This window comes from Nocardioides sp. GY 10127, from assembly GCF_004919085.1.
GTDB lineage: Bacteria > Actinomycetota > Actinomycetes > Propionibacteriales > Nocardioidaceae > Nocardioides.
Map to the genome: position 1 here is coordinate 294,137 of NZ_STGL01000002.1, position 23,700 is coordinate 317,836.

Consider the following 23,700-nt stretch of genomic DNA (forward strand, 5'->3'; position numbering starts at 1 on the left):
CCGGGCTGCCTCCACAGGTGCTGGACTGGTGCGCGCCACCACCGAGGCAAGCGCGATGGCGAGACCTGCGTACTCCGGCCGCGGGTCGTCATGGCTCCGTTCAGTCGCCTCATACAGCCAACCTGGGCGTCCCCGTCCCGACACAGGTGCTGCAGACCGCCGAACCAGGCCCGCACGTCGCAGCCCCTGCAAGTGCTCGCGCACCGTATTGGCGTGCGTACCCGTGATCGACACCAGCGCAGCGAGACTCGTCGGCTCGGCTTGCGCCTGCAGGACTTCCAGGAGGTGCGCCCGTGGCCGTGACAGACGGCTACCGGGCGCTTGTCGAGCTGGTCGCGGGCCCAGCTCTGCCGACCGATTCTTTTTCACGGAGTTTATTGTGCCAAAATGGCTGCGGTAGGCAAACTTCGGCCACAAGTGACACCGGGAAGGACGTAGAAGGCATGGCAATCGGAGAAGATCTGGGTCTGAAGGAGACCGGCGGGTGCGCCTGCGGCGCGGCCCACGAGTCACTGCCCGAGCTCGATGCACGGGCCATCCCCCACGCGATCCGACATGCGTCCATCAAGGGCGCACTGGGATCGCTTCGCTCGGGTGAGGCCATGGTGCTCGTCGCGCCGCACGACCCCATCCCCCTGCTGCAGCAGATAGAAACGGAAGCTCCAGGCACCTACACCGTGGAGTACCTCACCCGCGGACCCGAGGCTTGGCGCCTGCAGTTCACCCGCCGCTGACGTCGCTCCAACTCCCCGGCAGCCTTCCTCCGCGAGACCTGACCCCCGGGTCGACTCTGGCGATCAGCACGACAGGGCCGCTGTGCCCACAGGCCGGGGCGTGGGTAAACCTCATCAGCATGAACGTCCCGATTGAGGAGCCGGTTACCCCGCGGTCAGTGAGTTCGCAAGCCCAGCGAGTGCACCATGAACGCCGGTCCATAGGCGAGCCCACCATCGGAGTCGAGTTCCGTCAGCTGCGGCCCCACTGCGGCCCCAGCACAACTCGACACCGCGTTTTCTCTGGTCAGACCTAGCTGGTCAGTCAGTACTACGACATCTGACAGACGCCGTAGACCCGAAAGGGCCCCTGACCTGCAGCGATGCAGCGTCAGGGGCCCTTTGTCCTGGCCCGATCGTGGCCCAGCACCACAGAAGTACCGCAGGAGATCCCGGTGAGCTGCTGGGGGTCCGCTGCACGCTTCAGTGGCAGGGCTCGTCACGCCGCCTGAGCGGCGCCCGAGCCCGCGGAGTCACTCAGGCGTCGACGTGGCGGTTGACCCAGGCGACACTGTAGGGGTGGCTGGCCTGCCACTTGTGGATGACCTTGCCGGCATCGGGGGCCGCGAACAAGGTGACCAGGGCGTCGTGGTCAGCGACACCGAACTCCAGGACGGCCGTGGCGATGAACGCTGGGATGGCCTCCTCGCCGGGCACGGGGATGTGACGCTGGGCGGAGAACGTCTCCACCACACCGGTGGCCTGCAAGGCGCTTTCGATGTCGAAGAGGAACTGGTCGAGGTCGGCGTCGGGGATGGACTCGTTGAACGAGACGAGCATGGTGTGGTTGATCATGCCTCGAGTACAGCCTGAGCCGGCTGCCAGCTCCAATACACGTTCGGCCTCGAACGATAACCTGACGGCATGGATGAGTTGGAGACCCGAGAGCTGCGCTACTTCGTCGCGGTGGCCGAGGAGCTCCACTTCGGTCGAGCGGCCGCCCGACTCTCGATCGCTCAGCCGGCGCTGTCCAAGACCATCCAGCGTGTCGAGTCACGACTGAAGGTGCAGCTCCTGACGCGCACCAGCCGCACCGTCGCCCTCACCCCCGCCGGCGCAGCGCTGCTCGAGCACGGTCGGCACGCCCTAGACGCAGTCGCTCTCGCACTCCAGCAGGCCCGGCGCGCGGGACAGGATCAGCCCCTACGACTGGTCATGAAGCCAGGAGGCGACGCCAACCTGCTCTCCGGAATTCTGTCGGCCTACGCAGAGCAGCCGCAGGCTCACCAGGTCGACATCCTCTTCAGCGGGGGCACCGACCGGACCGAGCACCTACGCGAGGGGCGCGCCGATGTCGGTCTGCTGTACGCGCCGTTCGACGATCTCACCGGGCTCGCCGTCGAGACCCTGCATGTCGAGGATCGGGTGGCCGTCCTCCCCCACGGGCACCGGCTGGCGGATCGTACGACTGTCCGGCTCGACGACCTGGCCGACGAGACCTTCCCGAGATGGCGAGGCGTCGCCCCCGACCAATCGGTCGTTCCTCGGGGAGTGACGACAGACACGGGGCCGCGTAGCCGTGCCCAGGTCCCCGAGATCACTGATGTCTCCCAGCTCGTCCCACTGGTCCGCATCGGACGGGTCGTGGCCATCCTTCCGCGCTCGCTCCTCACACCCACACCGGCTGGCATCGCGTGCGTCCCGGTCGAGGACGCCGAGCCCAGCCGCATCGTGATCGCCCGGAACCGCGATGACGACAGGCCCGCTGTCACCGCGCTCATCTCCGCAGCCGTCTCGGCCGTCCCAGCCGACGCTGTGGCGGCGCCGTCACGACGCCGACCGCCTCAGACGTCGAGCTGAGCCGACAACCACCCGACAGCGCGCTGCACCACTCGTCATGAGCGGCCCTCGCGGGCACGGACGCCGTCGCGGGGTAGGGCGAGGGAGCGCCGCCAGTCGACCTGCCGGCTCCCTGCGAGGTACAGCGTGGACATCAGACCGGTGACGACCACCGGGTCCACGTGAAAGTCAGATCAGCCTGGTCCCTCCGCCGGCGATGGGACGATCGATGATCGTCGTCGACGACCGCTCGTGGACCAACCCCCAGACCGTCCACGACACGATCGGGGTGGATGCGGTGCACCAGGCACACCGCATCCACCCCGATCACGCAGCGCACCGACCACCAGGCCTCCGGCCCGGCACGACGAGCGTCAGAGCCGCTCGGTGCAGTAGGTCTGCAGGTGTGCTCGCACCACCACGACGAGGTCGACGGCGTCGGGGTCGAGCAGCCACTGCGGGTCGAGGCCGTCGCGCATGCCGGCGATCTGGGCGGCGGCGGCGTCCAGGTCGACGACGGCGGGGGCGAGGAGCTCGCGCCGCTCGAGGTCGGCGAGGCCGGTGCGGGCCCAGGAGCGCACCTGGGCGTACCAGCGGCGGAAGTAGCCGTGCGCCGGATGGGCCGGGGCGAGCGCCTCGGCGGAGACGACCCGGAACATCCGCAGCCCGTCGGGGTCGGTCAGGTCGTGCTCGGTCAGCCCGACCAGCGAGCGCAGCATGGCCATGCCGTCGTGCGGGTCGACGGGCACGGCCGCCAGCGCGGCGGCGCTGCGCCGGTCCAGCACGCCCTCGAGCAGCGCGGCCTTGTCGGCGAAGTGGTGCGCGAGGCCGGGGTGGGTGAGGCCCGCCCGGGCGGCGACGTCACGCAGCGACGTCCCGTTGAAGCCCTTCTCGGTGAACGCGGCGACCGCGGCGTCCAGGATCTCCGTCCGGCGGCGCGCGCGGTTCTCCGCCTGCCGTCCGACCTTGGGCCGGACGGGGGCACCCTCGCTCAGCGGCACGACCTGCTCCTCCCCTCCGCGGCACGTCCGAGCGCACCGCGGCCCGGCCACTGTAGTCAGCGGCCGGGCCGGTTCCGTGCAGCGTCCGGTCAGCGCGCTCCGCGCACCGGGACGATCAGCACCGCGCCGACCAGCCCGACGACGGCGGCCACGCCGAAGAACAGGCTGAAGTTGCCGGGGCTGCCGGCGGCCGCGCCGATGGCCAGCAGGGTCGGCGCCACCACCGGGACGACGATGTTCGGCAGGCTCATGGCCAGGTTCATGATGCCGAGGTCCTTGGCGGGGTTCGCCGGGTCGGGCAGCACCTGGGTGATGAGGGCGAAGTCCACGGCCAGGTAGACGCCCTGGCCCAGGCCCATCACGGCGCTGGCGATCAGGAACTCACCGAAGCTGTTGGCCGACGCGACCAGCGCCAGGCCGACCGCGAAGATGAGCGCGGAGACGATGACGAACGGCTTGCGGCGACCCACCTTGTCGGAGACCCGCCCCAGCACGGTGGAGAAGACGAGCGCCGTGACGCCGAGCACGAGCGTCGAGAGGAACACCCGGCCGGCCACGTCCACCGGGTCCACGTGCAGGTCCGCGATCAGGTAGACGGCCTGGTAGGCGTTGACGGCGGCGATCGCGCAGAAGACGGCGAAGCGGCTGAAGAAGGCCAGCGCGAAGTCCGGGTACCGGCGAGGGCTGACCCAGAACGTCGAGACGAGGCCCTTCACACCCGCGCCGCGGGAGGGCTCGGCGGGTGCCGCGGTGCCGACCGAGGGCGCGACGACGGCCATGAGCAGCATCGCGACGGCCGCCAGCGCCGCCGGCACCAGGACCATCGGCGCCAGGTGCGGGGAGAACAGGCTCGCCACGAAGAGGCCGACCACGGCACCCGCGGTGCCGGCGACGCCGAAGAGCGCCGAGACCGGGCCGCGACGCTCGGGCGAGAACAGGTCGGGCACGAGGGCGCCGAGCGCGGTGAGGCCGGCGATCTGGCCCAGCGTCATCACGAGCCAGCCGAGGGCCAGGGTGAGGACCGAGCCCGCCACCACGACGAGGAGGCCGCCGAGGACGACGAGGAGGGCGCCGGCGACCAGGTAGGGACGACGGCGACCCCAGCGGCTGCTGGTCCGGTCCGAGAGCCGCCCGACCACCGGGTTGAGCACGAGGGCGGCGACACCGGCGAAGCCGTTCGCGATGGCGATCGTGGTCGTCGAGGTGGCCGCGTCGATCGCGGTCGCCTGGAGCGGCAGCGTGAGGATGCCGACCGAGAGCAGCGCGCCGAAGAGCAGGGTCGACGCGAGCGCGAGGACGGCGACGAAGCCGGTGCCCGGGTCCAGGAAGCCATGCGCCTCGGCCTCCTCCGACGGCAGGGTTGGTTGGTTGGCGCTCCCCGACAGCAGTGACATCTGGCTTCTCCTCTTTCGCTCGGCCCAGTGAACAGGACCCGATGACTGACGCGTGACGTGGCCCACTGGCGACGTGTGGCGCACACTACACATTCAGTTGCCATGTGGTAAGTCTTTGCATGCCAGTTGGTAACTTTCACAGGACGGACGCAGGCATGACGCTCACCACCGAGGCCCTCCCGCCCGCTCCCGCACCCCGGTCGGGAGCGGGTTCAGCACCTGCGTCGTCGCCGGCCGCCGCCGACGCCCGCCCGCTGCTCGGCGGCGCGGCCTGGGTCGGGCCGCACGAGCCGGTCGTGCCGCCGGTGGGCGAGCGACCCGCGTACCTGCTGGCCTGCACGTTCGAGCACACCGCGGGGCTCGCCCCCGTCCTCGTCCACGCCACGGCCGAGGGCGTCTACGAGCTGTTCTGCAACGGCACCCGCGTGGGCGACGAGCAGCTGACCCCGGGGTTCTCCGCCTACCGTCGGCGCCTCGAGGTCCAGACCGCCGACCTCACGCCCCTGCTCCGGCCCGGCTCCAACACGCTGGTGGCCGTCCTCTCGGACGGCTGGTTCCGTGGGCGCCACGGCTTCCAGCGCCACGGCGACGGCTTCGGCGAGCGCACCGCCCTCCTCCTCCGAGTCGAGCAGGTGGACGCCGGCGTCGCACCCGGCCGGGGGCGCACCCTGCTCGTCTCGGGCGACGGCTGGCGCTCGCGTCCCTCGCACGTGCTGCGCGCCGACCTGATGGACGGCCAGTCCCTCGACCTGCGCGCCCTCGACCCGGAGTGGTTCACCGCCGCGCCCACCGACCCGGACTGGCAGCCCGTCCGGACCACGGGACGCGTCGCCTCCGACGACGTCCGCCTGGTGCCGCCCACCGCGCCCCCGGTGCGCGCGGTGCGCGAGGTCGCCCCGATCACGACCACCGTGCTCGACGACGGCACCCGCGTGCTCGACCTGGGCCTCAACCTCAACGGCTGGGTGCGCCTGGCCGGGCGTGACGGCAAGCCGATCGCCCCGGAGGGCACCCGCCTGACGCTGACCCACGGCGAGGCGCTGGACGCCGCGGGCCGTGTCGACACCGGCCACCTGCGCGCCTTCGACTTCGCCACCAAGCAGCTGCTGCCCGCCGGTCAGGTCGACGAGGTGATCACCTCGGGCGTCCCCGGCGAGGAGGCCGAGCCGCGCCACACCACGCACGGCTTCCGCTACGTCCAGGTCGAGGGCCTCCCCCGCGAGGCGGACGCCGAGGTGCGCGCCGTCGAGGTCCGTACCGACCTGCGCGACACCGGCGCCTTCACCTGCGACGACCCACGGCTCGAGCGGCTGCACGAGGTCGTGGTGAACAGCCTGCGCGCCAACACCTGCGGGGTGCCCACGGACTGCCCGCAGCGCGAGCGCTCCGGGTTCACGGGTGACTGGCAGGTCTTCGTCGGCACCGCCGCGCTCCTCGCCGACGTCCACGCGTTCTCGCGGCGCTGGCTGGCCGACCTCCGCGCGGACCAGTGGGTCGACGGCAGGGTGCCCACCGTCGTGCCGAACCCCGCCGGCGCGCAGCCGTCGGGGGACGCCTTCGAGGACATGAGCGCCGGCTCCGCGGGCTGGGGCGACGCCGCGGTCCTCGTGCCCTGGGAGCTGTGGCGGGCCTACGGCGACGCCGGTGTGCTCGCCGAGAGCCTCCCCTCCATGCGCGCCTGGGTCGACGGGCAGGCCGAGCGGGCCGCCTCGGGACGCCATCCCGACCGGGCCGCCCGCCGTCCCGAGCCGGCCGCCCACGAGCGCTACCTGCTCGACACCGGCTTCCACTTCGGCGAGTGGCTGGAGCCCGGCGTCGAGCCGCACCCCGACCCGCGGGTCGACCACGCGGTCGTCGCGACCGCGTTCCTCGCCCGCTCGGCGCGCCTGCTGGCGGCGTCCTGCACCGTGCTGGGGCTGGCGGACGAGGCGGCCCGCTACGGGGACCTCGCCGACGGCGCGACCGGCGCCTGGCAGGCCGAGTTCCTCGGGCCCGACGACCGCGTGGCGGCGGACGGCACCGTGCCGGGCGGCGAGCGGCAGGCCCACTACGTCCGGGCGCTGGCCTTCGGCCTGGTGCCGGCCGAGCGGCGGCAGGCGGTCGCCGACCGGCTGGCCGAGCGGGTCGTGGCCGACGGGACACGGCTGACCACCGGGTTCCTCGCGACCGGGCAGCTCCTGCCGGCGCTGGCCGACCACGGGCACGCCGACCTCGCGCACGCGCTCCTGGTGCGCACCGGGGTGCCGTCCTGGCTGGGCATGATCGAGGCCGGCGCCACCACCATGTGGGAGTGGTGGGACGGCGTGGCCGAGGACGGGTCGGTGCGCGGCTCGCTCGACCACTACTCCAAAGGCGCGGTCGCCTCGTTCCTGCACACCCACCTGGCCGGCGTCCGCCTGCCGGACCTGCCCGGGGCCGGTGAGGCCGGCTACGCCCGGGTGCGCGTGGAGCCGCTGCCCGGGCCGTCCCTCAACCGGGCCTCGACCCGGCTGGAGACCGTGCGCGGGCCCCTGACCTGCGCGTGGACGCGTGAGGACGCTGCGTTCACGCTGACGCTCACCCTGCCCGTGGGCACGACCGCCGACGTCGTCCTGCCCGACGGCAGCACGCGCACCGTCACCGGCGGCGACCACGTGTGGGAGTGCCCCGCCTAGACGACCCACCCCCACGACACCCGCCGTTGCACGGCGCACAACCCGAGATCCACCTCACAGCGAGCAAGGATGGTCCCCATGTCCTTCGAGTACCTCTCCGACGCCTCCGGCCGCCCCGCGTGGGACGGCGTCCTTCCCGGCCGACCCACCCCGTTCTTCCTCGAGGCGGGCTCCGGCGAGCACGCCAAGCTCTTCGGCGACCACTTCACCGTGATGCTGTCCGGTGACGAGACCGACGGGCAGTTCGGCATGTTCATGGCCACATGCCCTCCCGGTGAGGTCATCCCGGCCCACACCCACGCCGACACGCACGAGACGTTCTTCATCGTCGAGGGCGCGGTGCGGGTCTTCCTGGAGACCCCCGAGGGCGAGATCGACAAGCTGCTCGAGCCGGGCGACTTCGGCTTCGTGCCGAACGGCTACAAGCACGCCTACCGGGTCGAGAAGCAGTCGAGGATGCTCGGCGTCGCCACCGGCGGCTTCGAGCGGTTCTTCCAGCACATGGGCACCCTCGCGGACGCCATCGACCCGGCGTCCCCGCCCTACGTGCCCGACTTCCCGCGGATGGGCGCGGCCGCCCAGCGCCACCACATGGAGTTCCACCCGCAGCACCGCTGGGAGAACCAGTAGGACGTCGCCGACGCTGACGCCCTGCACCCCCGCACCCGCACCCACACCCGCCAGGAGGAGACCCACCCGTGCCGCGCCCTCCCATCGTCCCGCCCTTCGACGCGCCCTTCGCCGCCCCGCTGGTGACCCCTGCCGGGCACCGCCTGCTCCCCGGCCTCGCCTACGCGAGCACGGACGCCGGACGCCCGCTCGAGCTGGACGTCCACCTGCCCCTCGCCCCGACGGACCGGGCGCTGCCGGCGGTCGTGTTCCTCCACGGCGGGGCGTGGCGCGTGGGGCGGCGGACGGGCGCCGGGCCGATGTTCTCGCCGGCCGCGTACGAGCCGTTCGTCGAGGTCACCCGGGCCGGGTGGGCGGTGGTCAGCATCGACTACCGACTCACCGGGGAGGCGACCTGGCCCACGCAGCTGCACGACGTGAAGGCGGCGCTGCGCTTCGTCCGGCACCGCTCCGGCGAGCTCGGGATCGACCCGGACCGCCTCGCGGTGTGGGGCGAGTCCGCCGGTGCCCACCTGGCCGCGCTGGCAGCGCTCACCGGGGACTCCGGCGACGAGACCCTGGAGGGCCAGGTGGGGGTGACCGGGCCGTCGACCGCGCTGAGCCGGGCGATCTGCTGGTACCCGCCCACCGACCTGCCCGGGATCTCCACCGACCGCGGCGAGGACCCGACCACCCGCGACTCCCCCGAGGCCCTTCTGGTCGGTGGCGCCATCCCCGAGCGCCCGGACGTCGCCAGGCACGCCAGCCCCCTCACCCACGTGCACGCGGGCGCGCCGCCGTTCCTGCTGGTCCACGGCACGGCCGACTCCCTCGTCCCGCACGTGCAGTCCGAGCGGCTGCGCGACCGGCTGGCCGACGCCGGCGTCCCCGTCGAGCTGGTCAGCATCGAGGGGGCCGAGCACGCCTGGATGGCCGACGCGGACGCCGCCCGCACCGCGCTCGACGCCACGCTCCACGCGCTGGGCTGACGTCACGCCTCGGGCAGACGACACCTAGACGTGATCGGGGTGGATGCGGTGCATCTGGCGCACCGCATCCACCCCGATCACGGTGCCGCCGCCGGCCGCAGGAGCGTCAGCCCTCCCGCGGCGAGCTCAGGACCAGCACGACGACCACCGCGACGCTCACCACCGCCGCGACCACCAGCGGACCGGCCACCGTCGACCACGGCAGCAGCGGCGCCGCGAGCAGGACGACGGCGGCGAGGGGCAGCGCAACGTTGACCGGCCCCGGCGCGACGTCCCGGACGGCGACCCACCAGATGCCCAGCACGAACACCGCGATCGGCAGGCAGAGGGCCAGGGCGCTCGCCCGCTCGCCGAGCTCGCTCGCGCCGGTGGCGGTGTCGATCTGCAGCTCGATCCCGGCGGAGAACGCCCCGGCGGCCGCGAACACGAAGTAGTGGGCGTAGCCGTAGCGCAGCGACCGCCACAGGCTGCCGATCGCGCGGTGGTGCGGCGGCCAGAAGTAGAGCCACCACAGGGCGGCCGTCACCAGGAACGCCACCACGGAGATCAGGACGAGAGGGCCGACCGCCTCGTCGCCGTGCAGCGCCTCGATCACGGCGTTGGCCGAGGCCAGCAGGCTCTCGCCGAGGAGGATGAGGGTGAACAGGCCGTACCGCTCGGTGATGTGGTGCGGGTGCCACGGCGTCTGCCCGGCTCGCTCCGCCAGGACGGGCACGGCCAGCTCCGCCACCACGAGAACGACGACGGCCACCTGCCCCGCCACCCCGGGCAGCACGAGCATGACCAACCACAGGACCTGCACGGCGGCGATCCCGGCCGCGTAGCGCTGGGTGGCCCGCCGGCTGGCTCCGGCGTGCCGGGAGGCGCGCAGCCACTGCGCCACCATGGCCACGCGCATCACGACGTAGCCGTAGACGAGCAGCCCGAAGTCCTGCTCGGCGAACGCCGGCTCGATGCCGGCGGCCAGGACGAGGACGCCGGCCATCTGGACGAACGTGAGCACCCGGTAGAGCCAGTCGTCCGTGGCGAAGGACGTCGCGAACCAGGTGAAGTTCATCCACGCCCACCAGATGCCGAAGAACACCAGCCCGTAGACCAGGACGCCGTCGACGACGTGCTCCTCCGCGAGCGCGTGGTGGAGCTGGGAGGCGGCGATGCTCACCGCGACCACGAACACCAGGTCGAAGAAGAGCTCCAGGGTGCTGGCGGTGCGGCCGGGCTCGGCGGCGTCGCGAGGCCGCATCGGGAGGAGGCGGAACCGGCCCTGCGCGGTGCTGGTCGTCACCCGGCCGATCCTGGCAGAACCCGGGCGATCGCGACACGGTGCGGGCACGACCGGTCCGGTTTGCCCGGTCACATGCGGTTCTGCCTAGGCTCGCGCGGTGAGCCTCGACAGCACCGCCACCCTGCTCGTGATCGACGTCCAGGAGGGGTTCAAGGACCCGTCCTGGGGCCCGCGCAACAACCCGGACGCCGAGCGGAACATCCGACGGCTCACCGACGCGTGGCAGGCCGGCGGGCGGCCGGTCGTCGTCGTCCGGCACGACTCGACCGACCCCAGCTCCACGTTGCGCCCCGGGCAGCCCGGCAACGACCTGGTCCCCCAGGTCGCCGCCCTCGAGCCCGCCCTGCTCGTCACCAAGTCCGTGAACTCCTGCTTCTACGGCACCCCGTCGCTGGAGGACTGGCTGCGCGAGCACGGCGCCGCCCAGCTGGTCGTCGTCGGCGCGACCACCAACCACTGCGTCGAGACCACGTCCCGGATGGCCGGCAACCTCGGCTTCGACACCACCCTCGCGATCGACGCCACCTGGACGTACGACCTCGAGGGCCCGCACGGCCTGCGCCTGACCGCGGAGGAGCTGCACACCGCCACCGCCGTCAACCTCGAGGGCGGCGAGTTCGCGCGCGTGCGCACGACCGACGAGGTGCTCGCGCTCCTCTGAGGCAGGCCGCCCCCAGACCGCCTGCGCCGGGACCGCGAGTGCTCAGACCCCCGCAGGCTCCTCGACGTCCGCCGACGCCGACGCCGGCGCCGAGCCGGAGCCGGAGTCGGAGCCGGCAGACCGCCGACCCGCGCGCACGTCGACGACGAGCGCGGCGAGAGCGCCGGCCCACAGCACGACCAGGACGGGCAGGGACCACTCCCCCAACCAGTCCGCGACGTCCGAGACGGGGTTGGCGTACCCGACCCGCGCCAGCAGCCACCCGCACGCGGCCACCCCGGTGAGCGAGGCGGCCGCCAGACGGACGACCGCGTAGACGCGCTCGAGCCGGGACAGCATCACCAGGGCGGGCAGGACGGCGGCGACCACCACGAGCTGCATGAGCTCGATGCCCAGGTTGAAGCCGAGCAGGGCGAGCACCAGGTGCAGGCCGGTGAGGTCGAGCGAGCGCAGCACCTCCGAGAACGCCAGGCCGTGGACGAGCCCGAACGAGCCGGCGACGAGCGCCTCGCGGCCGGGGAACAGCGGCCGCACGGCGTGCACCGCCGCGACGAGGATCGACAGCGCGATGGCCGCCTCGACCCACGACTCGTGCACCGGCAGCCCGTAGGCGCCCAGCGCGAGCGTGATCGAGTGCCCGAGGGTGAAGGCGAGCGTGGTGGCGCCGATCCGCCGCAGCGCGGTGCGCCCGTCGACGCGGCCGGCCCACCGGCGTCCTGCCTCTCGACCCGGAGCCCGCGCGCGCCGCAGCGCGAGCAGCGGCGCCGGGAGCAGCAGGGTGAGCAGGAACAGCTGGTGGTCGACACCCTCCTGGATGTGCTGCATCCCCAGCTGGACCATGTCGGTGAACGCCGACGCGGACGTGCCCGACGACAGGTCGACGTGCAGCTCCTCGATCGTGTTCGTGACGGTGTCGCGCTTGATGGTGCCGACCTCGTAGGCGCCGCTGAAGTCGTCGTCGGTGGAGTCGGACTCCACCGTCACGATGATCGTGTGCGTGGCGACCTTGTCGACGATCGCGTCGAAGCCGAGGTCGAAGGACTGCTCGGCCTCCTCGGCGTCCGTGTCGGCCGGCGGCGTGAGGGTGAACGTGGTCTCCAGCGCGGCGTAGATGCCGGTGGTGGTGGACGTCCCGGCGCTGACGACCGTGAGGTCGCCCCCGCTGACGGTCCACTCCTCCCCGTCGTCCGTGGTCGGCTGGAAGTGCTCGAGGAGGTACTCCTCGATGGCGTCGGCGTTCGCGTCGACGTCCGCCTGCGTCTCGTCGCCCAGGTCGAGCCCGGTGGCGGACTCAAGGTCGGAGAGCGGGATCTCCACGGTCGCCACGACGTCGCTGTCGGTGACGGCGAGCTCGATGGTCGAGGTCGGCACCACGTGGGCGGACGCCGACGTCGCGGACGTCAGCACGAGCACCGCGGTGGCGACCAACGCCACCACGAGCCCGGCGCACGCCCGCGCCGCCCTGCGCACCACGGCGCTCTCCGTCCGCGGGTGCCGGCTCAGCTCTGGGTCCCGCCGTAGTCGGTGACCCGGTCGCGCCACACCGAGTGCGGGTGGGCACCCGAGAGGACGATGCCGTTCTGCATCGAGAACTCGATCCACACCGAGGGACCGTCGATCCGCACGTAGTCGTTGACCTGGGTGAGGCTGGTGGTGCCCGACCAGGCGATGTAGGTCTTGTCGATCTCCTTGCGGTAGCGCTTCATGATGAGCGCCGCGTCGGCGTCCGCGATGTCGTCGACGTAGCCCGCGATGGCCGCGAGCACCTTCTTCTTCTGGGCGGCCGACAGCGTGCCGACCTTGAGGCCCTCGTGGGTGGTGGGGAACTGCCAGTCGTTGCCGGGGCCGAGGACGAGGTCGCTGTAGACGTCGGAGAGCTCCGCCTTCGACTTCTGTGCCGACGTGAGCGAGGCCAGCATCGCCGTGAGGGCGCGCTCCTTGACCTTGAGCACCTTCATCGTCTCGCCGTCCCAGGTGAAGCGGCCGTTCGGCTCGATGCCGCGGAAGGACGGCGTGGCGCCGACGAGCTCGCCGTCCACGTAGGTGTTGGCGACGGCCAGGTGGTGGCCGCCGAACTGCAGCTCCCACGTGCCGGACGTCGAGGGGGTGCCCAGCAGCGCGACGTAGAAGTTCTCGCGGCCGTAGGTGTCCCCGCCGCCGTTCTCGGAGAGGTAGTCGTCGGCGTCGAGGTGCATGGTGATCTCGTCCCAGCCGAGCCCGGTCCGGGTGCCGGTCGCGGCCTTCATGAGGCGCTGGAAGCGGCGCAGCTGGGCGGTGCTGAGGTCGCCGAGGCTGAGTCCGAGACGGCCGGCGCTGCTGTCGGAGGAGCCGCCGCCCGGGCCGCCGCCCATCCCGCCGGTGAGCAGGCCCTGCGGCAGGTTCGACCACCGCTCGGCGTTCGAGAGGCTGTAGTCGTTGAGGACGGTGGAGCGCTGGTCGCTGTCCAGCGAGCGGTAGAACGCCTTGGCCAGCTGGGTGACCGTCTTGGCGCTGGTGGTCGCCGCCGCCGACGTGGTGGCGGTGGCCGCCTCGACCGCGGCGGCGTTCCTGGCGGAGGACGACGCGGAGGCCGCACCGGAGGTGGTCGACGACGCGCTGGTCGACGACGAGGTCGCCGAGCAGCCGGCGGCGAGCATGGCAGTGGCAGAGAGGCCGCCGAGCACCCAGCGTCGGGAGACGGTGCGCTCGGTGAGCGAGTTCTGTCGGGTCATGCGGCGACCGTAAAGAGCGATCCTCGCCGTCCGGACTGCGGACCCTGTGAGCCTTCTGTGCCCTGCTGGCTTCTCTCAGGCGGCCAGCACCCGGCCGATCACCGCCTGCGTCACCGAGTGGTAGCCGGGCCGCGCCACGGCGAAGATCTCGCGGGCGCGGGCCAGCCCCGCGTCGGAGGAGGCCAGCGCCTCGTAGACGCGCCGCACGTACAGCGCCCGTCCGTGGCGGGTGAGGAACGAGGCGAGCGCGGCGTCCACCTCGTCGTCCTCGAGGAAGAAGCCGGAGCGCCCGACGAGCTCCAGCCAGGCGGTCGCGATCTCGATGTTGCCGCTGCCGGAGAGCCCGAAGGCGGCGTCCACGGCGCGCAGCACCTCGTGGGAGGTGCCGACCGGGATCTCCCGGACCAGGTGCACCCACTGGTGGCTCACCCATCCCTCCGTCTCCAGCGAGGACGGCGCGGCGCCGGCCAGCAGGGCCGCCACCTGCACGTCGACCACCGCGAAGGCGTCCGAGTCGAAGGACGGGGCGTTCGAGGGCGCGCCGGGCCCGTGGACCCAGGCCTCGAGCTGCACGTCCTCGTCGCTCAGGCCGGCCGGCTCGAGCAGCTCCGCGCGCAGGTGGGCGAGGAACGTCGGGGTGTCCATCGACGTGAAGGCGAACCGGTCGAAGTAGTCGCGCAGGAAGGCGTCGAAGCGCTCGCGGCCGACCGCCTCCTCCAGCAGCCGCAGGAACAGCGAGCCCTTCTCGTAGGGCACCTTGGCCGGGCCGTCGTCGGGGTCGCGGCCGGCCATGTCGAGCTCGAGCCAGGTGTCGCGGGGCTGCTCGTCACGCACGGCGCGGTCGAGGTCGTGGCGACCCAGGCGCCAGAGCATGGCCGTGTAGTCCGCCCCGAACACCTCCTCGTCGATGCGGCGCTCGAAGTAGGTCGTGAAGCCTTCGTTGAGCCAGATGTCGTTCCAGGTGGAGTTGGTGACGAGGTTGCCCGACCACGAGTGCGCGAGCTCGTGCGCGATGAGGCTGACCAACGAGCGGTCCCCCGCCAGCACCGTCGGGGTCGCGAAGGTCAGCCGCGGGTTCTCCATGCCGCCGTAGGGGAAGCTCGGCGGCAGCACCAGGATGTCGTAGCGGCCCCACCGGTACGCGCCGTAGAGCCGCTCGGCGGCGTCGATCATCGTCCCGGTGTCGGCGAACTCCCAGGCCGCGGACTCCACGACGCCCGGCTCCGCGTACACCCCGGCCCGCTCCCCCATCGCCCGGAACTCCAGGTCGCCCACCGCGAGCGCGATCAGGTACGACGGGATCGGCTCCGGCATCGAGAAGCGGTAGGTGTCGTCGGCCGCCACCACGGTCGGGTTCTCGGCGCTCATGACCGCGAGCAGGCCGGCGGGCGCGTGGATCACCGCGTCGTAGGTCGTCCGGACCGCGGGGCTGTCCTGGCAAGGGAGCCACGAGCGGGCCAGGATCGGCTGGTTCTGCGAGAACAGGAACGGCTTGCCCGAGGACGTCTGGGCCGGGTCCAGCCACTGCAGCGCCTGCGCCTCCGGGTGGCTGGCGTAGGTGAGGACGACGCGGTCGCCCGCCCCGACCTCGACGGTGAGCGCCGCCCCCAGGACGTCGTCGTGCTCGCCGAGGGCGAAGGCCAGCGGCGCGCCGTCCCCGTCGGTGACCTGCTGGACGTCGAGCCGCCAGGTGTCCAGCACGAGGCTGGTGGCCGCCGGGTCGGTGTGCGCCAGGTCGAGGGTCGCCGTCCCCGACAGCGTCCGCGCCTCCAGGTCGACCGTGAGGTCGAGCGACAGGTGCGTCACCACCACCTCGTTCGGGCGCGAGGCGGAGTGCGGGTCGAGGGTGTAGAGAGCAGCCACACCGACAACCTAGCCAACCCGGACGCGGGGGCCGGGGAAGGCTGCGCGAGAGCCTCGGTGAGCGGGATCGGGGTGGATGCGGTGCAGCTGGTGCACCGCATCCACCCCGATCAGGTCGTGCCGTCGCGGGTGCGGGAGCCCTGGCCCGACGCGGCCGCGGACGGGCTCAGGAGAGCCGGTCGATGGCCGCCTGTGCGTCGGTGTTGCCGTTCGCCAGGGCGATCTCGTAGTACGACAGCGCCGTGGCGGTGTCAGCCGGCACGTACACCCCCTGCTCGTAGATCTCGCCGAGCGTGTACGCCGCCGTGGCGATGTCGTGGGCCTCGTCGTCGACGAGCGCCTTGTACAGGGCGATCGCCCCCTCGACGTCCTGGTCGACACCGGTGCCGGCCAGCAGGTAGTCGGCGTAGTACAGACGACCGGTGCTGTCGCCGCGGTCCGAGGCGAGCTCGAAGTACTGGGCGGCCTTGGCGTCGTCCTGGCCCACCCCCGTGCCGTCCTGGTACATCAGCCCGAGGTAGCGCGGCGCCTTGGAGTCACCGGCGTCGCTCGCCTTGAGCATGTAGGAGAAGGCGACCGTGTTGTCGAGCGGGATGCCGGCGAAGTTGTCACCGCCGCCCGGGACGGTGTTGTGCATGTAGAGCAGCCCGATGTTCGCCCAGCCGCGGGGCATCCCCGCCTCGGCGGCCAGGTTCCACCACCGGATCGCGATCTGCACCGCTCGGCGGCCGGTCACGCCGATGTGCTCACCCTGGTACATCTCGCCCATCCAGAGCATGGCGTTGGCGCTGCCCAGCGCCGCGGCGGCCTTGGCGAACTTGAGCTCGAGGGCGTACTGGTCGTCGCCCTCCTGGCTCTCGGTCTTGTAGATCAGGGCCACGTTCTCGAAGTCGGTGGCGGTCAGGCCGGAGACCTTCAGGATGTCGACCTTCTTGGGTGCGTGCTTGGAGAGGCTCGCCGCCGCGGCCGCCTCAGCGGCCGCCGAGCCGGACCCCGCGTGGGTCCCCGAGGCATCAGCCGGGACGGCCGACACCGCGAGCCCGCAGAGTGCCGCCCCGGCGGCGAGGCCTGCGATGAGACGCTTCATGTTCGTTCCCCCTTGGTTGGACCCGCCGCGCAGCGCGGCGGGGCGTGGCAGCGCACGGTCGGGTGGGCAGGGCGAAGCACCCCTCGAGAGGGGGTGGGGGCCGGCGACTGGACCGCGGGCCACCCGGTACGCCACCACCGAGACCGTGAACCGTGACGGCCCTCACACTAGGGAGGGCAAATGATTCGGTCAATGGAAGTAAATACTTCTGACCGAAAGCGAGCGGAACGCCCGCCGCACCCCGGCTAGCCTGACGCCAGCCGCCCGGACGACGGGTCCGCGGCGGCCTCGCCCGCCGCACCGTCCAGCCCTGGAGGAACCCCGATGGCGAACGTCTCCGAGGAGTGGATCCGCCGCACCGTCGAGGAGAGCTGGCGCGCCCAGGAGCTCGAGGTCGGCAGCTTCAACCTCGCCATCTTCGGCAAGACCGGCGTCGGCAAGAGCACGCTGGTCAACGCGATCTTCGGCGAGGACCTGGCCGAGACCGGGATCGGCGAGCCCGTCACCCGGGGCCACCACCTCTACAAGCACTCGTCCGGGTCGCTGGGGGTCTTCGACACCGAGGGCCTCGAGATCGGCAAGGACGACGAGACGATCCTGTCCGAGCTGGCAACCCTGGTCTCCGACCTCAAGCGGCGTCCGGTCCACGAGCAGATCCACGTCGCCTGGTACTGCGTGGGCGCGCGCAGCGGACGCTTCGAGCACGTCGAGGAGGGCTTCGTCCGGCGCCTGCACGAGCTGGGCCTGCCGGTGCTCCTCGTGCTCACGCAGGTGCCCTCGCGCGACGGCGTCCCGCACGAGCGCGCGGTCCAGCTCGCCGACCACATGGCGTCCCTCGACCTGCCGATCGCCACGCGGCGTCCGTTCCTCACCATGGCGGCCCCGGACTCCTTCGACGGCCCCGCGCACGGCCTGGAGGGACTGCTCGATGCCACCTTTCGCGTGGCGCCCGCCGCGGTCCACGACGCCCTGACCCAGGCCCAGCGCATCGACCTGGCGCGCAAGCGGAAGGCCTGCCAGCCCGCGGTGGCCGCGGCCGTCTCGGCGGCGGCCGCCGCGGGGGCCAGCCCGATCCCGTTCTCGGACGCTGCGCTGCTCATCCCGATCCAGCTGGGGATGCTCTCGCGCATCGCGATGACCTACAACGTCCCGCTCCAGCGGGCGACCGGCATGGCGCTGGCGATGACGGCCGCCAGCACCGGTGCCGGACGCACTGTGGTGACCAACCTGGTGAAGCTGGTGCCCGGAGCCGGCACCGTGGTCGGCGGGACCATCAACGCCTCCGTCGCCTCGGTCATCACCTACGCGATGGGCCAGGCCTGGATCGAGATCTGCGACCGCGTCGCCCGCGGCGACCTCAGCCCCCACGTGCTCCTGGACGCGAGCCTGCTGCGCGGTGTCTTCGCCACGGAGTTCAAGGCGCAGGCCAAGCGGAGGATCGGGAAGGGCTGAGCCCGGGACGTCATCCATCCCGGCGCGATCCACGGCCGAATCGCATGACGTCCCCGGGCGGCCGGTGGGCGGTGAGCCGGCGACCGCCCACCGGGCCCCGGGACAGCGGACGGAAACCTCAGCCGGCGACGGCCGCCAGCCGCGGGGTGGAGTCCAGCAGCCGCTGCGTGTAGGCGTCGGTGGGCTGCGTGAGCACCTGGTCGCAGGGCCCCGACTCGACGACGCGGCCCGACCGCATCACCATCACCTCGTCCGCGATCCAGCGGGTCAGGGCGAGGTTGTGGGTGACGAACAGCAGCGCCAGCTGCTCCTGCACCTGCAGCTCGTGGAGCAGGTCCACGATCGAGGCCTGCACCGAGACGTCCAGCGCGGAGGTGATCTCGTCGCACACGAGCACCTTGGGCCCGCTGGCCAGCGCCCGGGCGATCGCGACGCGCTGGCGCTCGCCGCCGGAGAGCTCCCCGGGGTACTGGTGCATGACGCTGCGCGGCAGCCGCACCTTCTCCAGGGCGTCCCCGATCTGCGAGTCCAGCGCGGCCCCGCCCACCCCGCCCAGGCCCTTGAGCGGGACCGCCAGGGAGTGCCCGATCGTCTGGCGCGGGTTCAGCGAGGCGTACGGGTTCTGGAACACGTACTGCAGCTCCTGGTGCTGCCGGCGGGTGCGGCGACGCACCGACCGGGGCAGGGTCTCCCCCGCCAGCTCGACGGCACCGTCGTAGGAGTCCATCAGCCCGATGATGCAGCGGCCCAGGGTCGTCTTGCCGGAGCCGGACTCCCCCACCACGGCCAGGCAGTGCCCGGGCCGCACGGAGAGCTCGACCCCGTGGAGCGCCGTCTTCCGGCCGTACCGCGCCGTGAGGTCCTTGACCGCGAGCACCGGGGCCGCGGGCGCGGCACCGTCGACGGCCGCCACGGCACCCGCCGCTGACGGGCGCGGCCGGTCCAGGTCGGGGATCGCCTCGAGGAGCTCGCGCGTGTACTCCTCCCTCGGCGCGGCGAAGAGCTCGGCCGCGCGGCCGGTCTCCACGAGGTGCCCGGAGTAGGCCACCATCACCCGGTCCGCGATGGCGGCGACCACCGCCAGGTCGTGGGTGATGTAGAGCGCGGCGATGTCGTGGCGCGAGCAGACGCTGCGCACGACGTCCAGCACGTAGGCCTGCGTGGTGACGTCGAGGCCGGTGGTGGGCTCGTCGAAGACGATGAGCCGCGGCCGTGCCACCAGGCTGGCGGCGATGCAGACCCGCTGCTGCTGGCCGCCCGAGAGCTGGTGCGGGAAGCGCTGGAGGAACTCGTCGGTCGAGGGCAGCTGCACCTCGGCGAAGATCGCGCGCACCTCCTCGCGCCACTCGGCCCGGGAGCCGTCGGTGCGGTGGGCGGCCAGCACCTCGAGCACCTGCTCGCCCACGCGCAGGGCCGGGTTCAGCGCGGTCGTCGGGTCCTGCGGGACGTAGGAGATCAGCGATCCCCGGGCCGCACGCAGCTCCGCGACGTCCATCGCCAGGACGTCCTGGCCGTCGACCACGATCCGGCCGCTCGCCGGCGAGGCGCCCGAGCGGAAGAAGCCGAGCAGCGCGGTGCCGATCGTGGTCTTGCCCGAGCCGGACTCCCCCACGAGGGCGACGATCTCGCCGGCCTCCATGGTGAATCCGACCTCGTCCACGATGGCCCGGCCACCGCGGTCCAGCGTCACCTGGAAGTCCGACACCTCCACGAGCGTCATCACTGCACCTCCGTCCGGTCCGTGCCGGCGATCGTCCGGCCGAGTCCCTCCGACACGAGGCTGACCGAGATGGAGAGCATCGCGATGAGCGTGGCGGGGGCGAGGACCGCGAGCGGCGAGATGGAGATGCCGGTGCGGTTCTCGTTGATGATCAGGCCCCAGTCCGACTGCGGCGCCTGCACGCCGAAGCCGAGGAAGCTCAGGCTGGCGATGAGCAGCACCGACCAGGTCAGGCGCAGGCCGAACTCCACCGAGAGCGGCAGCGACATGCTGGGGAGGATGTCGCTGAACAGCACCTTCAGGCGGGGGACGCCGAGCACCTCGGCGGCCTCCACGAACGAGCGGCCCCGCAGGTCCATCGTGAGGCCCCGCGAGAGGCGCGCCACGCGGGGCGCGTGCGAGGCCGCGGTGAGCAGCACGATGAGCCACAGGTCGGTCCCGAGCAACGAGACCACCATGAGGACCAGGACGATCGAGGGGAACGCCAGCACCAGGTCGGTGCCAGCCATGATCGTGTCGTCCACGGCCTTGCGCGCGAAGCCGGCCGTCATGCCGATGACGATGCCCACGAGCAGGCCCAGGGCCGCCGCGGAGAACGACATCCACAGGACGGTCCAGCCACCGTGCAGGACCCGCGACAGCACGTCCCGCCCGAGGCTGTCGGTGCCGAGCCAGGCGGACGAGCTCGGCGGGTCGAAGGGTGCACCGACGAACTCCGTCGGCGAGTGCGGGGCCACGAACGGGCCCACCACGGCGACGCCCACCACGAGCACGAACATCACCAGCCCGATCTGCGTGCGGCGCAGGCGCAGCGCCCGCCGCAGGACACCGGAGCGGCGGACCGTCTCCCCGGGGAGCAGGTCGGGCTCGGCGAGCGGGGCGGTGTCGGGCGTGATCTCTGCCTGGGTCATGACGTCGCCGTCCTCAGCTTCGGGGTCAGGTAGACGGTGGCGACGTCGGCGAGCAGGTTGACGACCATGTAGACGGTCGCCAGGAGCAGCGTGCTCGCCTGGACCATCGGCAGGTCACGTCCGGAGACCGCGTCGGTGAGGGCGGTGCCGAGCCCCGGGTAGGCGAACAGGTACTCGACCACGACGACGCCGCCGACGAGGTAGGCCAGCGTCTCGGCCAGGGCCTGGACCGGCGGCACGAGCGCGTTGGGCAGCGCGTGACGGAACAGGATGCGGCGCTCGCTGATGCCCTTGAGCCGCGCGTTCTGCACGTAGTCGCTGTCGAGCACCTCGATCATCGACGCGCGGATCAGCCTGGTCAGGTACGGCACCGAGACGAGCACCAGCACGGCCACCGGGAGCACCAGTGCGTTCGGCGTCGACAGCGGGTTCTGGTCCGCCGCCAGCAGGGCCGTCGCCGGGAAGAGGTGCATCAGCCCGGTGGAGAAGATCACGACCAGGAAGATGCCCAGCACGAACTCCGGCAGGGCCGAGACCACCATGAGGACGGAGAGCGTGGCGGTGTCGAAGAGCTTGTCGCGCTTGACGGCCGTGTAGACGCCGAGCAGCACCGAGACCGGCACGATCACGATCACCGTGAGCAGGAGCAGGACGCCCGAGTTGCGGACCTTCTCCGCGAGCACCTGCGAGACCGGCTCGTTCAGCGTGAGCGAGGTGCCGAAGTCGCCGTGCAGGGCCCCGGTGATCCAGCTGAGGTACTGCGCGGTGATCGGCTGGTCCAGGCCCAGCTGGGCCCGCATCTGGGCCAGGGCCTTCGGGGTCGCCTGGTTGCCCAGGATGGCGTTGGCCGCGTCCCCCGGCAGGATCTGCGTCGCGCCGAACACCAGGATCGACACGACGAGCAGCGACACCACCGTGTAGGCCAGCCGGCGCACGATCCACAGGTGCCGTCGCGCGGACGGCTTGGGCACCGCCTCCCCCGGAGCCGGGGCGGGCTCCGGGGGGAGGCGGTGGAGCACGCCCTCGTTCTCGAGGGTCTCGATGCTCGCGGTCAGGTCTTCAGCACTCACAGCTCAGCACTCACGTCTCCGCAGTCAGGCGTCAGCCGTCGGCTCACGCCAGCGAGAGCTGGTTGTAGTGGAAGCCCATCGGGTAGCCGTCGGTCGACTCCACGGCCCCCACGACGTTGGTCGTGTAGGCGTCCACGTTGTTGATGAACGCCGGGATGATGTAGCCGCCGCGCTCGAACTGGATCTCCTGCATCTGGCCCTTGAGGTCGCCGCGCTTGGCGTCGTCCATCTGCCGGTTCGCCTGCTTGTAGAGCGACTCGAACTCGGCGTCCTCGAAGTGCGTCTCCTTGAACGTGGACGCCTTGAGGTCGGAGAAGGCGACCTGGGCCAGGTACGACGGCGGCTCCGACCAGCTGCTCATGGACAGCGGGTAGGTGAGGTACCGGTCGCCGAAGTAGGCGTTGGTCTGCAGGGTCGTGATCTTCACGTCGACGCCCGCCGCCTTGGCCTGCTCGGCGAAGACCTGGGTGGTCGCGGTGACGCCGGGGGCGAACTCGGCGGTGAACAGCTCGACCTGGAGGTCCTCGTAGCCGGCCTGCTTGAGCAGGCTCTTGGCCTGGTCGATGTCCTGGGTCCGCACCAGGTCGGAGCGGAAGTCGGGGTCGTGCGGGCTGTGCAGGTCGGACGCGGCGGTCGCGCTGCCGTTGAACGCCTGCGTGACGAGCTGGTCGCGGTCCACGAGCAGCCGCAGCGCCTGGCGCACGGCCACCTGGTCGTAGGGCGAGACCTGGCAGTTCATGGCGATCGGGCGGAAGCCGCCCGTCTTGTTGGTCACCAGGTTGTAGGCGGCGTTGCTCTCGTAGACCTTCACCTGCTCCGCCGGCACGTCCGAGTAGTCGACCTGCCCGCCGATGAGCGCGTTGAGGCGCGCCTGCGGGTCGGTGATCTCGCTGGCGCGCACCTGGTCGACCCAGGCCACCTGGCCGTAGTAGTCGTCGAACCGGTCGTAGACGGTGAGGGACGCGGCCTCGTACTTACTGATCTTGAACGGCCCGAAGCCGTCGGGGTTGGTCTTCGGGTCGTAGCCGTCCGGCACGATCACCGAGGTCACGGTCATCATCGGGTAGATGAACTCCGCGTACGGGGCTGGCAGGTTGAAGACGACGGTGAGGTCGTCCTTCTTGACCACGCCCTTGGGGTCGATGAAGCCGAGCATGGCGTTGGACGGGCTGCCGGCCAGGCTGAACATCCGCTTGATGCTGTAGATGACGTCGTCCGCGGAGAGCTTCTTGCCCTGGTGGGAGACCACGCCGTCGCGCAGCTTCACCGTCCAGACGTCACCGGTGGCGTTGGAGGTGATGGACTCGGCGAGGCGGTACTCGACCTCCGAGGTGCCGAGCTTGCGGTAGGCCAGGTAGTCATGCGCGTTGACCGCGCGGCAGGCGTCGTTGGTGACGGACTGCAGGTGGGGGTCGATGCTGCCGGGGCCGTCGTTGAAGAGGGCCAGCCGCAGGGTGCCGCCCTTCTTCTGGGGGCCGGCGGAGGCGGCCCTGGTGCCGGCGGTGCTGCCCGAGCCGCAACCCACGAGCGTCGCGCCGCCCAGGAGCACCGCGCCCCCGGCCAGGGCGCCACCCAGGAAGGTGCGACGGTTGGGTCGAGCGGTGAGGTGGAATCGGCTCTGCTGGTTCGGGCTCACGGTCCTGTAACTCCCTCGTGCGGTCGGCCTGTGCGGTCGGCAGCCCACGTCGCTGGAAGCTGTCCATCGGCAGCCGGCGCCCCGAGCGCCCTGCCGTCTCGTCAC

General features: G+C 71.9%; 19 protein-coding genes and 1 pseudogene. 7 read left to right on the forward strand and 13 right to left on the reverse strand.

Features of this window, described 5'->3' with window-relative positions:
• Positions 1-168 precede the first annotated feature (168 nt).
• A pseudogene (locus E8D37_RS20680) lies at positions 169-531 on the reverse strand (hypothetical protein); the annotation flags it as partial.
• On the opposite strand from E8D37_RS20680, the gene E8D37_RS03060 reads away from it, so the two are divergent.
• Positions 444-734: a DUF2249 domain-containing protein gene (locus E8D37_RS03060; protein ID WP_136568287.1), complete on the forward strand. Its 291-nt coding sequence runs from the start codon at positions 444-446 to the stop codon at positions 732-734. The pseudogene E8D37_RS20680 and the gene E8D37_RS03060 overlap by 88 nt on opposite strands.
• 516 nt (positions 735-1,250) lie before the next feature.
• Here the strand turns inward: E8D37_RS03060 and E8D37_RS03065 are convergent.
• Positions 1,251-1,568, reverse strand: a complete 318-nt coding sequence (locus E8D37_RS03065; protein WP_136568288.1) for a hypothetical protein — start codon at positions 1,566-1,568, stop codon at positions 1,251-1,253.
• Between the two features lie 69 nt (positions 1,569-1,637).
• Here E8D37_RS03065 and E8D37_RS03070 point away from each other — a divergent pair, with 69 nt between their 5' ends.
• Positions 1,638-2,573: a LysR family transcriptional regulator gene (locus E8D37_RS03070; RefSeq protein WP_136568289.1), complete on the forward strand. Its 936-nt coding sequence runs from the start codon at positions 1,638-1,640 to the stop codon at positions 2,571-2,573.
• A gap of 353 nt (positions 2,574-2,926) precedes the next feature.
• On the opposite strand, the gene E8D37_RS03075 is transcribed toward E8D37_RS03070, so the two are convergent.
• Together E8D37_RS03075 and E8D37_RS03080 are read right to left on the reverse strand one after the other, a co-directional pair.
• A complete protein-coding gene (locus tag E8D37_RS03075; protein ID WP_136568290.1) occupies positions 2,927-3,553 on the reverse strand; it encodes a TetR/AcrR family transcriptional regulator in 627 nt (208 codons plus the stop codon).
• Between the two features lie 89 nt (positions 3,554-3,642).
• Positions 3,643-4,947, reverse strand: a complete 1,305-nt coding sequence (locus E8D37_RS03080) for an MFS transporter (protein WP_168929587.1) — start codon at positions 4,945-4,947, stop codon at positions 3,643-3,645.
• Positions 4,948-5,102: 155 nt separating this feature from the next.
• Here E8D37_RS03080 and E8D37_RS03085 point away from each other — a divergent pair, with 155 nt between their 5' ends.
• The 3 genes from E8D37_RS03085 (at position 5,103) to E8D37_RS03095 (ending at position 9,199) form a co-directional block, all read left to right on the forward strand.
• Complete coding sequence (locus E8D37_RS03085; protein ID WP_136568292.1) at positions 5,103-7,601, forward strand: alpha-L-rhamnosidase; 2,499 nt, start codon at positions 5,103-5,105, stop codon at positions 7,599-7,601.
• Positions 7,602-7,679: 78 nt separating this feature from the next.
• Positions 7,680-8,231: a quercetin 2,3-dioxygenase gene (locus E8D37_RS03090; RefSeq protein WP_136568293.1), complete on the forward strand. Its 552-nt coding sequence runs from the start codon at positions 7,680-7,682 to the stop codon at positions 8,229-8,231.
• A gap of 68 nt (positions 8,232-8,299) precedes the next feature.
• Positions 8,300-9,199, forward strand: coding sequence for an alpha/beta hydrolase (locus E8D37_RS03095; RefSeq protein ID WP_136568294.1), 900 nt, complete (start codon positions 8,300-8,302; stop codon positions 9,197-9,199).
• A gap of 106 nt (positions 9,200-9,305) precedes the next feature.
• On the opposite strand, the gene E8D37_RS03100 is transcribed toward E8D37_RS03095, so the two are convergent.
• Positions 9,306-10,484 carry a low temperature requirement protein A gene (locus E8D37_RS03100; protein WP_206055536.1) on the reverse strand — a complete coding sequence of 393 codons (1,179 nt, stop codon included), beginning with the start codon at positions 10,482-10,484 and terminating at the stop codon, positions 9,306-9,308.
• A 97-nt stretch (positions 10,485-10,581) separates the two neighbouring features.
• Between E8D37_RS03100 and E8D37_RS03105 the strand changes: the two genes are divergently transcribed.
• Positions 10,582-11,145 (forward strand): cysteine hydrolase family protein, encoded by a 564-nt coding sequence (locus E8D37_RS03105; protein WP_136568295.1) that lies wholly within the window; start codon positions 10,582-10,584, stop codon positions 11,143-11,145.
• A gap of 42 nt (positions 11,146-11,187) precedes the next feature.
• Here the strand turns inward: E8D37_RS03105 and E8D37_RS03110 are convergent, their stop codons facing one another.
• The 4 genes from E8D37_RS03110 to E8D37_RS03125 form a co-directional block, all read right to left on the reverse strand.
• Positions 11,188-12,618: a HupE/UreJ family protein gene (locus E8D37_RS03110; protein WP_136568296.1), complete on the reverse strand. Its 1,431-nt coding sequence runs from the start codon at positions 12,616-12,618 to the stop codon at positions 11,188-11,190.
• 26 nt (positions 12,619-12,644) lie between these two features.
• Positions 12,645-13,856, reverse strand: a complete 1,212-nt coding sequence (locus E8D37_RS03115) for a DUF3500 domain-containing protein (RefSeq protein ID WP_136568297.1) — start codon at positions 13,854-13,856, stop codon at positions 12,645-12,647.
• A 75-nt stretch (positions 13,857-13,931) separates the two neighbouring features.
• Entirely contained in the window at positions 13,932-15,719 is a 1,788-nt protein-coding gene (locus tag E8D37_RS03120; protein WP_136568298.1) for a M1 family metallopeptidase, read from the reverse strand.
• Between the two features lie 166 nt (positions 15,720-15,885).
• Positions 15,886-16,806 (reverse strand): tetratricopeptide repeat protein, encoded by a 921-nt coding sequence (locus tag E8D37_RS03125; protein WP_136568299.1) that lies wholly within the window; start codon positions 16,804-16,806, stop codon positions 15,886-15,888.
• A 324-nt stretch (positions 16,807-17,130) separates the two neighbouring features.
• On the opposite strand from E8D37_RS03125, the gene E8D37_RS03130 reads away from it, so the two are divergent.
• Positions 17,131-18,258 carry a GTPase gene (locus E8D37_RS03130; RefSeq protein ID WP_136568300.1) on the forward strand — a complete coding sequence of 376 codons (1,128 nt, stop codon included), beginning with the start codon at positions 17,131-17,133 and terminating at the stop codon, positions 18,256-18,258.
• A gap of 118 nt (positions 18,259-18,376) precedes the next feature.
• Here the strand turns inward: E8D37_RS03130 and E8D37_RS03135 are convergent, their stop codons facing one another.
• The 4 genes from E8D37_RS03135 to E8D37_RS03150 are packed head-to-tail and all read right to left on the reverse strand — an operon-like array spanning position 18,377 to position 23,595.
• The gene (locus E8D37_RS03135; protein ID WP_136568301.1) at positions 18,377-19,978 is read right to left on the reverse strand and encodes an ABC transporter ATP-binding protein; all 1,602 of its coding nucleotides are present in this window, start codon (positions 19,976-19,978) and stop codon (positions 18,377-18,379) included.
• On the reverse strand, positions 19,978-20,889 hold the full coding sequence (locus E8D37_RS03140; protein WP_136568302.1) for an ABC transporter permease: 912 nt from the start codon (positions 20,887-20,889) through the stop codon (positions 19,978-19,980). Before E8D37_RS03140 ends, E8D37_RS03135 begins: the two co-directional genes overlap by 1 nt.
• On the reverse strand, positions 20,886-21,959 hold the full coding sequence (locus tag E8D37_RS03145; protein WP_240770153.1) for an ABC transporter permease: 1,074 nt from the start codon (positions 21,957-21,959) through the stop codon (positions 20,886-20,888). Before E8D37_RS03145 ends, E8D37_RS03140 begins: the two co-directional genes overlap by 4 nt.
• Positions 21,960-22,002: 43 nt before the next feature.
• Positions 22,003-23,595, reverse strand: a complete 1,593-nt coding sequence (locus tag E8D37_RS03150) for an ABC transporter substrate-binding protein (RefSeq protein ID WP_168929588.1) — start codon at positions 23,593-23,595, stop codon at positions 22,003-22,005.
• Between the last annotated feature and the right edge of the window lie 105 nt (positions 23,596-23,700).